Source organism: Deinococcus aquaedulcis, assembly GCF_019693445.1.
GTDB lineage: Bacteria > Deinococcota > Deinococci > Deinococcales > Deinococcaceae > Deinococcus > Deinococcus aquaedulcis.
Window position 1 is genome coordinate 34,209 of sequence record NZ_JAHRBL010000003.1, and the last position, 12,879, is coordinate 47,087.

The 12,879-nt window shown below is 68.8% G+C and carries 12 protein-coding genes; 8 read left to right on the top strand and 4 right to left on the bottom strand.

Features of this window, described 5'->3' with window-relative positions:
- Positions 1-15: 15 nt before the first annotated feature.
- From KMW22_RS05075 to KMW22_RS05095, 5 genes are all read left to right on the top strand, one after another.
- Positions 16-1,086: a CobW family GTP-binding protein gene (locus KMW22_RS05075; protein ID WP_221088957.1), complete on the top strand. Its 1,071-nt coding sequence runs from the start codon at positions 16-18 to the stop codon at positions 1,084-1,086.
- Between the two features lie 228 nt (positions 1,087-1,314).
- A complete protein-coding gene (gene rpmB, locus KMW22_RS05080) occupies positions 1,315-1,560 on the top strand; it encodes a 50S ribosomal protein L28 (RefSeq protein WP_221088958.1) in 246 nt (81 codons plus the stop codon).
- Positions 1,557-2,477, top strand: coding sequence for a metal ABC transporter solute-binding protein, Zn/Mn family (locus tag KMW22_RS05085; protein ID WP_221088959.1), 921 nt, complete (start codon positions 1,557-1,559; stop codon positions 2,475-2,477). The genes rpmB and KMW22_RS05085 overlap by 4 nt, the downstream gene beginning before the upstream one ends.
- A gap of 104 nt (positions 2,478-2,581) precedes the next feature.
- A complete protein-coding gene (locus KMW22_RS05090) occupies positions 2,582-3,298 on the top strand; it encodes a metal ABC transporter ATP-binding protein (RefSeq protein ID WP_221088960.1) in 717 nt (238 codons plus the stop codon).
- Between the two features lie 146 nt (positions 3,299-3,444).
- Positions 3,445-4,254, top strand: a complete 810-nt coding sequence (locus tag KMW22_RS05095) for a metal ABC transporter permease (protein WP_221088961.1) — start codon at positions 3,445-3,447, stop codon at positions 4,252-4,254.
- Between the two features lie 198 nt (positions 4,255-4,452).
- Here the strand turns inward: KMW22_RS05095 and KMW22_RS05100 are convergent, their stop codons facing one another.
- Positions 4,453-5,877 (bottom strand): serine hydrolase domain-containing protein, encoded by a 1,425-nt coding sequence (locus KMW22_RS05100; RefSeq protein WP_221088962.1) that lies wholly within the window; start codon positions 5,875-5,877, stop codon positions 4,453-4,455.
- A gap of 621 nt (positions 5,878-6,498) precedes the next feature.
- On the opposite strand from KMW22_RS05100, the gene KMW22_RS05105 reads away from it, so the two are divergent.
- The gene (locus KMW22_RS05105; RefSeq protein ID WP_221088963.1) at positions 6,499-8,154 is read left to right on the top strand and encodes an ABC-F family ATP-binding cassette domain-containing protein; all 1,656 of its coding nucleotides are present in this window, start codon (positions 6,499-6,501) and stop codon (positions 8,152-8,154) included.
- A 460-nt stretch (positions 8,155-8,614) separates the two neighbouring features.
- On the opposite strand, the gene KMW22_RS05110 is transcribed toward KMW22_RS05105, so the two are convergent.
- The 3 genes from KMW22_RS05110 to KMW22_RS05120 form a co-directional block, all read right to left on the bottom strand.
- Positions 8,615-10,303 (bottom strand): bifunctional metallophosphatase/5'-nucleotidase, encoded by a 1,689-nt coding sequence (locus KMW22_RS05110; protein WP_221088964.1) that lies wholly within the window; start codon positions 10,301-10,303, stop codon positions 8,615-8,617.
- Between the two features lie 70 nt (positions 10,304-10,373).
- Positions 10,374-11,354 carry a quinone oxidoreductase family protein gene (locus tag KMW22_RS05115; RefSeq protein WP_221088965.1) on the bottom strand — a complete coding sequence of 327 codons (981 nt, stop codon included), beginning with the start codon at positions 11,352-11,354 and terminating at the stop codon, positions 10,374-10,376.
- A gap of 108 nt (positions 11,355-11,462) precedes the next feature.
- On the bottom strand, positions 11,463-12,083 hold the full coding sequence (locus KMW22_RS05120; RefSeq protein ID WP_221088966.1) for a nitroreductase family protein: 621 nt from the start codon (positions 12,081-12,083) through the stop codon (positions 11,463-11,465).
- A gap of 88 nt (positions 12,084-12,171) precedes the next feature.
- Here KMW22_RS05120 and KMW22_RS05125 point away from each other — a divergent pair, with 88 nt between their 5' ends.
- Both KMW22_RS05125 and KMW22_RS05130 read left to right on the top strand, forming a co-directional pair.
- The gene (locus KMW22_RS05125) at positions 12,172-12,525 is read left to right on the top strand and encodes a winged helix-turn-helix transcriptional regulator (RefSeq protein ID WP_221088967.1); all 354 of its coding nucleotides are present in this window, start codon (positions 12,172-12,174) and stop codon (positions 12,523-12,525) included.
- Between the two features lie 111 nt (positions 12,526-12,636).
- The gene (locus KMW22_RS05130) at positions 12,637-12,870 is read left to right on the top strand and encodes a hypothetical protein (RefSeq protein WP_221088968.1); all 234 of its coding nucleotides are present in this window, start codon (positions 12,637-12,639) and stop codon (positions 12,868-12,870) included.
- The last annotated feature ends 9 nt before the right edge of the window (positions 12,871-12,879 follow it).

A 12,879-nucleotide genomic window follows, 5' to 3' on the forward strand; every position in this document is an offset into this window, starting at 1 on the left:
TTATCGTTATCAGTCATGACCAGTCCTGTCCGGCCTGCCCCCTCCCCCACCTCCATTCCCATCACCGTGCTGTGCGGCTTTCTGGGGGCCGGCAAGACCACGCTGCTCAACCACCTGCTGACCCAGACGAATGGGCAGCGCATCGCCGTGATTGTCAACGAGTTCGGGGCTGTGAATATTGACGCCTCGCTGGTGGTCAAGACGGATGAGCAGATCACGGAACTGTCCAACGGCTGTATCTGCTGCACCCTGCGCGGCGATCTGCTGCACGCGGTGGACGACTTGCTGCGCACCCGCGAACTGGACGCCATCCTGATCGAGTCCACTGGGATCGGCGAGCCGCTGCCCATTGCCCAGACGTTCTGCCTGACCCCCGAAGAACTGGAACTGGAGCCCGAAGACGGCCAGCCCGCCCTGCCCAACCTGCTGGGCCGCGTGCATGTGGACGCGATGGTAACGGTGGTGGACAGCGCGCAGTTTTTTGCGCTGTGGAACCGGCAGGACGCCATTCCCGGCGATGACTTTGAGCGTGGCTTCGGCGAACTGCTGGCCGAACAGCTGGAATTCGCAGATATCGTGGTGTTGAACAAACTGGATCTCGCCGCCCCCGAGGATGTGCGCCTGCTGCGCGACCTCGTGCGGATTACCAACCCGCGCGCCCGGGTGCTGGACGCTGTGCGTGGCGTGCTGCCCGCCGGGACCCTGCTGAACACCGGCCTGTTCGACTTCGATCAGGCCAGTCAGCTGGACGCCTGGATGGCCGAACTGGGCAAGGTGCACACGCCGGAATCGGAAACCTATGGCCTGGAGACGCACCTGTTCCGCGCCGAGCGGCCCTTTGACCCCGACAAGCTGACGCGGGCGCTGACCGCCGGATTGCCGCGCAACGTGATTCGCTCCAAGGGCTGGGTGAACCTGGGCGACGGCACTGCGACCCTATGGAACCACACTGGGCGGCAACTGGCGCTGGAACAGGCCGGCGAGTGGCTGGACCCCACCCAGGCCCACAGCGAACTGGTGTTCATTGGCCGCGCGCTGGACGGCGCCGCGCTAGATCACCTGATGACCAGCGCCCTGCAGAACTGACAGCGGTCTTCCGTTCCGTGCAGGGGAGGAACGCACCCCCCCAACGCCACGCCACCCGCCCTCTGTCGCGGTGACTCGCTCTGCTCCGCAGCTTTGCAAGTCCATTCCCCCCACTTGGCCTGAAGGCGAACCCTTCAGGTCATGCGGTGACCGCTCTGAGCCCAGACCACCCGAAGGTGTGGCGCAGCCCCTTTCCCCACCCGGCAGATATGATAAGGAGAACTCAATATGAGCCGTGAATGTTACCTGACAGGCAAGAAGAACATGGTGGTCAACAGTGTGATCCGGCGCGGCAAGGCCCGCGCCAAGGGCGGCGTGGGCCGCAAGATCACGGGCATCACCAAGCGCGTGCAGCGGGCCAATCTGCACAAGCGAACCATCCGCGAGGGCGGCGTGGTCAAGACCGTGTGGCTGAGTGCCTCGGCGCTGCGCACCCTGGGCCGGGGCCCGGTGCGGGGCATCGAACTCGTATGAGGCGGGCCGTTGCCCTGGTCGCCCTGCTGGCGGGCGCGGCGCAGGCTGCGCCCCTGCAGGTCAGTGCCACCACCAGCATCATGGCGGACTTTGTGCAGGTCGTGGGGGGCAGCCGCGTGAAGGTGACCACCATCGTGCCCCCGGGCGGTGACACCCACACCTTTCAGCCCTCGACCGGCGTGATTCGCGCCCTGACCCAGAGCCGCGCGCTGTTTGCCAACGGGGCCGGTCTGGAACCCTGGCTGCCCAAACTGCAGGCCAGCGCCCCAAAGGTCCCGGTGAAGCTGCTGACCCAGGGCCTGAAGCTGCACCCGGCGGAACATGAGGCTGAGCCGGGAGCCGGGCACGATGACGATCACGGCCACGGCGACCACGGCGCGCTGGACCCCCATGCGTGGTGGGATGCGGGGCTGGCGGCCGGCTACGTGAACAACGCCCAGGCCTTTCTCAGCGCGCTGGACCCGGCGGGCAAGACCGTGTATGCGAAGAACGCCGCCGCTTACCGCAAGGCGCTGGCCGCCGCCGACGCCTACGCGAAAAAACAGTTCGCCACCGTCCCCGCCGCGCGCCGGGTGCTGGTCACCAACCACGACAGCCTGCACTATTTCGCCGAACGCTACGGCCTGAAGGTGGTGGGCGCCGTGATTCCCGGCATGGGCACCGAGCGAGAACCCAGCGCCCGCGAACTGGCAACCCTGGCCCAGACCATGAAAAAGGCTGGCGCCCGCGTTATTTTCACCGAGAACACCGTCAACGCCCGCCTCGCCCAGACCCTGGCCCGCGAGGCCGGCGCCGTGGTGGCCCCGCCCCTGTACACCGACGCCCTGGGCCCCAAGGGCAGCGCGGGCGACACCTTCCTGAAGGCCCTGCGCGCCAATGTGGACATCATGGTGCGGGCGCTGAGACAAGCCCGCTAGGCGCCACGCCCCCCCCCATCGCCCGGCTTCCTTTGCAGCCGGGCGACGTTTCGTTCTTGATTCTGCACTCGCAACATCAAGCGCCGGGGGAGTATGCTGGTCTGATGCTGGGCGTGGAGAACCTGACCGTCACCTACGGCGCACACACCGCCCTGGAGCGGGCCAGCGTGCGCTTTGAGGCGGGGTCGTTCAGCGCGGTGATTGGGCCCAACGGCGCGGGCAAAAGCACCCTGCTCAAAACCCTGGTGGGCATTCTGCCTGACCCCCAGGGGGCGGTGCGCTTTGACCCCGGGCACACGGCGCGCGGCTGCATTTCCTATGTGCCGCAGCAGCAGACCCTGGACTGGGCCTTTCCGGTGACTGTGTGGGACGTGGCCATGATGGGCCGCACCGGCCGCCTGGGCTGGCTGCGCTGGCCGGGGCGCCGTGACCGCCAGCTGGTGGAAGGGGCCCTGAAGGAAACCGGCGTGTACGAGCTGCGGAGCCGTCACATTGGCGCGCTCTCGGGCGGGCAGCGCCAGCGGGTGCTGCTGGCCCGCATGCTGGCGCGCCAGGGCCACCTGCTGCTGCTGGACGAACCCCTGACCGGCGTGGACGCCGCCACCCAGGAACAGCTGATGGCCCTGCTGCGCGCCCAGGCCGACAAGGGCCGCGCCGTGGTCATGGTCACCCACGACCTCGAACAGGCCCGGCGCTGGTGCGACCATCTGGTGCTGATCAACCGCCGCGTGGTGGCCGACGGCACCCCCGAGCAGGTCTATACCCCCGCCAACATTGAGGCCACCTTCAGCACCAGCCACCTGGGGCCTACGCATGCGTAGGGGCGGTGATGGAAGAAGGTTGATGGTTGATGGAGGGGCACCCGCGCTCCCCCCTGTGTTTGGCCTTTCCCATGCTTTACGCACCACGTGCCACGCTCGCCCTTCCTCTGTTCCCACACCCCACACCCCACGCCCCACATCCCCCTATGGACTGGCTCACTGACCCCCTGCAATTTGGCTTTTTCGTGCGCGCCCTGCTGGCTGTCACGCTGGTCAGTGCGCTGTGTGCGCTGGTGGGCGCCTGGGTGGTGCTGCGCGGGCTGAGTTACATCGGGGACGCCATGAGCCACGCGGTGCTGCCGGGCATCGTGGCGGCGTTTCTGATGAAGGGCAACCTCCTGCTGGGCGCACTGGTGGCCGCCGTGCTGACCGCCCTGGGCATCGGCGCGGTGGGGCGGCGCAGCGGCCTGAAACAGGACAGCGCCATTGGCATCGTGTTCGTGGGGATGTTCGCGCTGGGCATCGTGCTGCTTTCGCGCGTCCCCACCTTCACCACCGACCTGAGCAACTTTCTGATTGGCAACCCACTGGGCGTGACCCCGGCGGACCTGTGGGGCGCCCTGGCCGTGACGGCGGTGGTGGGCGGCGTGCTGCTGGCACTGCAAAAGGAACTGCTGCTGGCCGCCTTCGACCCCACCGAGGCGCGCGCTGTGGGCCTGCCGGTGCGGCGCCTGGACAGCCTGCTGCTGATTCTGATTGGGCTGGTGGTGGTGCTGACTGTGCAACTGGTGGGCACCACCCTCAGCGTGAGCCTGCTGATCACGTCCAGCGCGGCGGCGCGGCTGCTGTCGCGCAGCCTGAAAAAGATGATGGCCCTCTCGGCGCTGCTGGGCACAGCTGGCGGCGTGACGGGGCTGTACCTCAGCTATTTCCTGAACACGGCCCCCGGCGCGACCATCGTGCTGGTGAATACCGCGATCTTTCTGCTGGCCCTGCTGGTGAGAAAGCGGGAATAGGCGGGCAGGGCGCGGCGGCGCACAGGGCCTTCAGGCGCCTTTCAACCCTTCATCCGGGACGACACGGATGCCGAAGCCTCTTGGGAAGAGCGGAGGGCTGCGTTCCATCGCCGTTGCCCCGGCTTGCCTCGTGTTCGCTCCGCAACGCCGCTCCACGTGGCCGCTCACCCCTCGCCTGCGGCGCACCTGAGTGCCGTATCAGGCCAATACCTCGGCCCGCACCGCTTGAAGCGGCTGAGCAAAGCCCATCGTGGCGGGCAGCATCAGGGTCAGGGTACTGGCCGCCTCGTTCACCGTCACGGTCCAGTGAAAGCCAGCTTCTATCCACAGCAGCGTGACGAGCAGTTCGCCGTCGCGCGTGGGCACAGCCCGGCCCAACACAGGTTCCTCGCTGACCGGCCACGCGGTGGTGCGGCCCTCGTGCCAGTCGGGCCAGCCCACGGGCACCGGGTGCTCGCCCCGCTCATCGGTGAAGGTGAGGGTGCCGCCCCCCGGGCCCAGCGCCACGCGGCAAGAGGCCAGGCCCAGGTCGTTGGGCTCGAACCCGTAGGTGGCTTCCTGGGGTGCCTTGGGTGCGGGAACGCCCGGCGTGGGCAACGGCAGGTGCAGCCCCTCGCAGCGGGCGTGCAGGGCGGCCAGCGCGGTGGGGTCCTCTGGGCATGCCCCGGCGCCCATGCCTTCGCGCAGATGGGTCCAGACGTGATTCAGCACCCGCCCCATGTCAGCGACGTTGGCGGTGATTGCCAGCACCGCCTGCTCGCGCGGCATCACGATGCAGAACTGACCGAAGGCGCCGTCGGCCCGGTAGGCGCCGTGGCGGCAGCGCCAGAACTGGTAGCCGTAGCCCTGGGCCCAGTCACTGCCGGGGTCGTCGCCGGGCGGTACGTGGGCCTGCACCGCCGCGTCCACCCACGCGGCAGGCAGCAGGGCCTGCCCCGCCCACTCGCCCCGCTGCAAGCAGAACTGCCCAAAGCGCGCTACTCCTTCGGTGGTCAGGTGCAGACCCCAGCCGCCCAGGTGGATGCCCTGGCCGTTCGCGGCCCAGCGCGCCTCTTCAATGCCCAGCGGCCCCAGCAGCCGGGGGCGCAGGAAATCCAGCAGGGGCTGCCCCGACAGACGCTGCACCAGCGCCGAGAGCATGAAGGTGGCCGCGCTGTTGTAGACGAACCCGGTGCCGGGCGGGTGCGCCACGGGCTGCGCCAGAAAGGCCCGCACCCAGTCGCCATCCTGGGCCGCCATCAGGGCGCCGGTGATGTCCTCGGCGTGGCCGGTGCGCATGGTCAGCAGGTCCTGGGTGCGCATGGCGGCCAGGTGGGGCGACACGGCCTCCGGCAGCGCGTCCGGGAAATGGTCCACCAGCCGGTCCTCTACCCGCACCCGCCCATCCGCCACCAAATAGCCCACCGCCATCGCCGTCACGCTCTTGCTGAGCGAATACAGATGATGGACGCGCGCCGGGGTGTAGGGGGCCCAGTGCCCTTCGGCCACCACCGCGCCCGCGCGCAGCAGCATGAAGCTGTGAAGTTCCAGGCCGCCTTCGGCCAGCGCGTCCAGCCACGCCAGCACGGCGCGCGACGACAGGCCCTGCGCTTCGGGAGAGGTGCGCGGCAGTGGAGGGGTCACCTCTTCACTGTAAGGGGGTGCCTCGGGGCGCGGAGGAGGCCAGCAAGACAGCACCCGACCTGCTCTGGTCAGCCAGGAGCGCGTCATCTGCGCCGCGCTTTCTTGGAAGTTCTACGGGATGAAAAACACTTTCCTCTCCCCCAACCGTTTTCCATGTGCCCCTCTCCCCTGGTGGGAGAGGGAGGGAGGAGCGGAGCGACGGAAGGGTGAGGGGGCCACCGCGTGGCTCGGACGGGTATGCACTCCATGGGGAGGGCCATATGAGCAGCCGTCCGGGTTCCAAGCCTCCGGTGCCTCGCCCACCCCATTTCTAGCGCTCCAGAGCTGTCCCTCACGTGGTCCACCACTCTGCACATCACTGCGACCTAAAAAAATGACCGACGTTCCCGCACCCCAGCTAAGCCACTCGGCGCACCCTTTTCCGGGCGGCGGGGCGTACCCTGGGGACAGCGCGCCCACCCCCAGGCCCTGTCCTGGCGACTTGCGGCGGCTTGACCCCTTCGCCCATTCAAAGGACCCTGTTGCCCTTGCGTTGGTAATCCCTGAAAGCACGTGTTGAGAGCTGCCCTGCCCGCGCCGCTGTGCGGGCGTGCGGGGCCTGTTTCTTCAGGGAGACAACCTATGCTGAAGGCCGCAGGGGTCGCGCGTTCCTACGCCGACCGCACCATCTTTGACAACCTTGATCTGGACGTGGGCCCCGGGGACCGCGTGGCGCTGATCGGCGCCAACGGCAGCGGGAAAAGTTCGCTGCTGCGGCTGCTGGCCGGCCTGGACGCCCCGGACGCGGGCACCGTGACCCGCACGGGCCGGGTGGCCCTGCTGGCCCAGCAGGCCGAACTGCAAGGCACGGTGCTGGACGCCGTGACCCCCGCCGAACTGCAGCGCACCCGCCTCGCCCTGGCCGCCGCGACCCTGGCCCTGGACAGCGGCACCGACGCGGCGCTGCAGACCTTTGCCGACGCCGAGGAACACTGGTGCGTGGCGGGCGGCTACGACTTCGAGGCGCGGGCCGAAGCGGTGCTCTCGGGGCTGGACCTGCGCGGCGACGCCCCCGCTGACCGGCTGTCGGGCGGGCAGACGCGGCGCGTGCTGCTGGCCCGGCTGCTGCTCTCGCCCGCCGACCTCTATCTGCTGGACGAACCCACCAACCATCTGGACAGCGCAGGGGCCATGTGGCTGGAAGGGTGGATCCGGGCCTCGCCCGCTGCCTTCGTGCTGGCCAGCCATGACCGCGCCTTTCTGGACGCGGTGGCCACGCGCACCGCCGAACTGGAACGTGGCGAGCTGCGCGAGTATCCCGGCGCCTACACGGAGGCCATGCGCCTGAAAGCCACCCTGCGCGAGGCCCAGGCGCGCGACTACGCGGCCTATCAGCGAAAGCGCGCCGCCCTGGACGAGGAGCGGCGCCGGCAGGCCAGCAAGGGCGCCGCCGAAGAGAACCGCCGCCGCGCCCGCGACAACGACAAGTTTCTGTCCAGCCACAAGGCCGGGCGTGCCCAGCAGATTCATTCGGCCCGTGCCCGCGCCATGCAAAAGCAGCTGGACCGCCTGGACGAGCAGGCCGTGCCCAAGCCCTACGCTGATGGCCGGGTGGTGCGTCTGAACCTGCCCCCAGCGGCCCCCGGCCCGGCCGAGGTGCTGCGCGCCCAGGGCCTGACCGTTGCGCGGGGCGGGCAGCCCGTGCTGAGCGGAGTGAACCTGCAGGTGCGCCGGGGTGACCGCGTGGCCCTCACAGGCCCCAACGGCGGCGGCAAAAGTACCCTGCTGCGCGCGCTGCTGGGCGAGCTGCCAGCCCAGGGCACCGTGCACTGGGGCGCGGGGCTCACCCGGTCCGTGACCATGCAGGGCGGCGAGGAGCTGCGCGGCCTGCATACGGTGGGGGACGCCCTGCTGGACGCCAACCCGCACCTCAGCCCCCACCAGCTGCACGAGGTGGCCGCCGCCCTTCAGGTGCCCGGTGGCCCTGCCTTTGCCCTGAACGCCCTCTCGGGCGGGCAGCGCACCCGCCTGAGTCTGGCCCGCCTGAGCGTGACCCGCGCCCAGGTACTAGTACTGGACGAACCCACCAACCACCTGGACGTGCAGGCCATTGAAGCCCTGGAGGGTTTGCTGCTGACCTTTCCGGGCACAGTGCTGTTGGCCAGCCACGACCGCACACTGATTTCGCGGGTGGCCACCCGAGTCTGGCGCGTGGAGGGCAAACAGGTGAACGAGATAGAGGCGAGCCCCGAGCACCCGCTAGAGCCGCCGGCCCTCAATGCTTCGCTGTTCTCCTGAGAGTGGGGGCAGGTACCTGCCCTGATCCTGAAGCGGGATTTGCGGTGGCGCACCAGGAGGGCGCCCACGGGACTTCAAGACTTCCGAGCCCTACCGTCACATGTGGCGTCCTGTCAGGGAATCGCGCGATCGCGGCGCAGGAAAGGCGACGGATACTCGGGCATCGGACCTGAATGGCGCTCAGGGCAGGGAACATGTCGTGCTTTCCCGGCTGTGACGGGCCTGGACGGCCGTCCAGGCCATAAGGCTTCCGGTTCATCAGTGGTGGCATCACTGGTAAACCCGACCAGAGGGGCTCGTAGAGCGGCGCAGCAGAGAAAGAACAACGGCGATGGAGAGGCGTGGACGCACCGAAGCGGAGGGTCTGCAACGGATGATCTGGAATCCATATCACGTACCTTGCTCATCCACCAATGCAAAAGGGAGAGCGCGCGGCTCTCCCCTTCTGTTTGGCCCGGCTTCAGTTCAGGCGGGTGATGCGCTCGGCCGCGTCGGGCGAGACGGTGCCGGCGGTCAGGAAGGCCTGGAAGGCGTTGATGTCCAGGTCGCCGCCCAGGCGGTTCGTGCCCTGGGCAAAGACGGTAAAGCCGTCGCCGCCGTCGGCCAGGAAGTTGTTCACGGTCACGCGGTAGCTGGCGGCCGGATCAATGGCCTGCCCGTTCAGACGGATGTTGCTGACCTTCTCGCCCTTGGGCTTGCTGTTGTCCCAGGTGTAGGTAAAGCCCTTGCTGACCTGCAGAATGCGGTTGCTGCCCGCCGAGGGGTTGTCGAACTGCTGCTCCAGCACGGCCTTGATCTGCGCGCCGGTCAGGGTGATCACGGTCAGGATGTTGCCGAAGGGCTGCACGGCAAAGGCGTCGCCGTAGGTGACCTGCTTGCTGGCGTTGGGCACGTTCACGGGTAGGTCGGCGCGGATGCCGCCGGGGTTCATGAAGGCGATCACGGCGCCGCCCTTGTCCGCGCTGCTGGTGGCGGCCAGCTGGCTGTCGGCAATCACGCGGCCCAGGGGGCTTTCGCCGGCCGGGGTGGCCGCGCGGGTGATCTGTTCCACGCCCAGGGTGGCAATCACGGTCTTGGCAATCGGGTCGGTCAGGCCCCTGGCCTTGTTCACCAGCGCGGTCATGGCCGGGTCCTTGGCGGTGTTCGCGGCGTCCACCACCACGTTGCTGGCCTTAATGGCAAGCACGCGGTTGGTGCGCAGGTCCACGGTCATGTCCAGGCGCTGCAGCAGGTGGCCCAGGGCGTCACCCTGAATCACCACGCGGGGGGTGCCATTGGGGTCCGGCACGCGGCAGTTGTAGCCCCGGTGGGTGTGCCCGGTCATGATGGCGCTGATCGCCGGGTCCAGGCCCCTGGCGATGTCCACAATGGGCCCGGAGAGGGTCGTGCAGTCCACGATGTCAAAGGCGTCGCGGGCGGTGCCGCCCTGGTGCACCAGCGCCACGATGGCGTCGGCACCCATGCGCTTGATGGTCGGGATGGCGGCGTTGATGCTGGCCACCTCGTCGGCGAACTTCAGGCCCGCCACGCCGCTGGGGGTCACCACGGTGGGGGTGTCTTTCAGCACGGCGCCCACAAAGGCGATCTTGGCCGGGCCCACCTGCACGATCTTGTAGGCGGGCAGCACGGGTTTGCCGGTCCGTTCGTCCAACACGTTCGCGGCGATGTAGGTGAAGCCCGCACCCGCAAAGGTGTTGTTGAACTTGCAGGCCTTGGCGGCGTCGTTGCTGTTGCAGCCGCCCTTCTGGTAGCGCTGCAGCTCGGCAAAGCCGTAATCGAATTCGTGGTTGCCCACCACGTTCACCTGCATGCCCAGGCCGGTCAGGGCGTCAATGGTGGGCTCGTCGCGCAGCAGGCCGCTGATCAGGGGGCTGGCGCCCGTCATGTCGCCCACGCCCACGAACACGGTGTTGGGGTTGGCGCGGCGGGCGTTGGCCAGGATGGTGCCCATGGCCTCCACCCCGCCGGCCTGCACGGTCACCGTCTTGCTGCGGTCGGCGGGGTCCGGCACGCGGAACGAGGTGGGCAGGAGGTTGCCGTGAAAGTCGTTCACGCCGATCACGGTCACATCCACCTGCGAGGGGCCGAACACAGCGGCGCAGCTGCTCAGGCTCAGGGCGGCGCCGATCAGAAGAAGGTTGTGTTTCATGCGCCGCACATTTTAGCGGTCCCTCTGTCTGCCGCTGGTCAGTTGCCAGCCCCCGGACCCTCAGCGGATCTTAAGGCAGCAGGGTGACCCGGCCGCATACCCCTCCAGCCTCCACCTGCTGGTGGGCGCCAGACGCCTGGGCCAGCGGCAGCGCCAGGGGACTGTGCACCTGCACCTCACCCCGTGCCAGGGCCTCCAGGGCCGCCTGCGCGGTCTGCCGGGCCTGCCCGGGGCGGTGCTGGCGCAGGGTGCCGCCGGAATACCCGATCACCGACCGACCCTCGCGGTGCAGGGGCGCGGTGGGGATCAGGCCGGGGCGCCCGCCTGCGTGCCCGTAAGTCACCAGCCGGCCAAAACGGGCGAGGCAGCCCAGGCCGCGTTCGGCGGTCTCGCCGCCCACCGAATCCAGAATCACGTCGGCACCCCGGCCACCCGTCAGGTCCAGGGTCAGGGCCACGAAGTCCTGGGCGTGACGGTCCACCACGGCGTCCGCCCCCAGGCCACGAACGAACCCGGCGCGGGCCTCGCCGCCCACCACCGCCAGCACCCGCGCGCCCCGCGCCCGGGCCAGTTGCACAGCCAGGTGCCCCACTCCGCCCCCGGCCGCGTGAATCAGGACCGTTTCGCCGGCCTGCACGCCAGCAGCCTGCAGCACCCCGTACGCCGTGGACAGGGGCACCAGGGCGGCGGCCTGCCCAGGGGTGACCCCGGGCGGAAGGGGAAGGCAGAACGCGGCCGGCGCCAGCACATGCGTGGCGTAGCTGCCGCCAGCCGTGAAGCAGGCCACCCGCGTGCCCAGCACCAGCCCGTCAACCCCCTCACCCAGCGCGTCCACGGTGCCGGCGGCGTCCAGCCCCGGGACAAACGGCAGCGGGGCGCCGGGGCCGTAGCCGCCGCGCCGGGACAGCACATCGGCGTAGTTCACGCCCGTGGCCTCCACACGCACCCGCACCTGCCCGGGGCCCGGCTGGGGCAGCGCCCGGGCCTGCCAGCGCAGCACCTCGGGGCCTCCGTGTTCTGCCACGATGACGGCAAATGAAGCGGGGCTCATCCCTTCAGCAAACGGCAAAACCCGCCCCCGGGTGTGGGGACGGGCTGTTACTGCCCGAGAGGCGCCCGCGCGCGCGGGCCCGGACCTCCCAGTGTGGGCCGGTGTGGGTCAGTAAAACTTGGTCAGGCGCTCAACGCTGTGGCGGTGGTGGGGGAAGCCTTCCTCGGCGCGCTTGCCGATGGGGAGCAGGCCCGCAAACTGCACGTGCTCGGGCAGGCCCAGGATGGCCTTGACCTTGTCGGGCTGGAAGCCCAGCATGGGCACCGTGTCGTACCCCAGGCCACGGGCCGCGAGCATCAGGAACCCGAAGGCGATGTTGGCCTGCGACAGCCCCCACTGGCCGCGCTGGGCCACGTCCTGGCTGCCGAACACGCGGTCAAAGGTGGTGCGCTGGCCGGTGCGGCCCTGCTCGCCCATGCCGGGGTGGGCGGTGTCTTCCACAGTCTGCAGGGTGTCTTCCATGTCGCTGTACACCACGATCACGGCGGGCGCGTTCGTTACCTGGCCCTGGCCGTAGGCGGCCTCCTGCAGCTGCGCCTTGACGGCGGGGTCCTGCACCACGGCAAAGCGCCACGTCTGAGCGTTCCAGGCGCTGGGTGCGAGGCTGGCAAGACGCAGGATTTCGCGCAGGTCATCCTGGTTCATGGGCTCCTGCACGTACTTGCGGATGCTGCGCCGGGTTTCAATGGCTTCGGTGACAGTCAGGGGTTTGGTGGCAGTGGCGGTCATGGCAGGAGGTTATGCCCACTGCTTTGAAATGTCAAGCGGTGTGTGTTCCGTCATGATTTGATCAGCAGCATCTGTGTACACTCTGACCATGAGCATGGAACACACTGGTTTTTGCCCGGTCTACCGGGCCATCGGGGTGTTGCAGGAAAAATGGGTGCTGCATATCGTGCGGGCCCTGCTGAATGGTGAAAAGGGCTTTAACGAACTTGCCCGGGCTGTTGGCGGCTGCAACAGCGCCACCCTGACCCAGCGCCTGGAGCACTTGGAGCACCTCAGCCTGATTCACAAGCGGACCGAGGACAGCCACGGCAAGCTGGCCCGCAGCGTCTACAGCCTCACGCCGGCTGGCCTGGAACTGCAAAGCGTCATTGACGCCATTGGGTCCTGGGCGCAGTCTCACCTGCAAGAGCCGGGCACCCCGGTCGAGCCCACGCCCTGCTGAGGGGGGGGCAGCCCTTTTTCGGCGCGCTGTCACCCCCGCCCGGGCCAGCGCGCCCTTTTCATGGGTTCAGGGTCAGCCGTCCTGCGCGGCTTGCCCGCACCCGGAGGTGCCATGACCGGCGTTCTGCTGTTTCTCGTGCTGCCCACCGCCCTGATCGCGCTGGCCTTTCGCGTGAGGCCCCTGGTTCCCCCGGACGAGCAGCGCGGCGACCCCATGGGCCAGGGCCTGAGTGCCCAGGGCCTCTTTGGCGGACATGGTCTGGCGGCCGATGAACGCCCCGTGCCCGAAGACACCGAACCCGTGCGCTTTGACCTGAGCAGCGTGAGGCCCCGGGAAGGTCAGTAAAGGTCAATA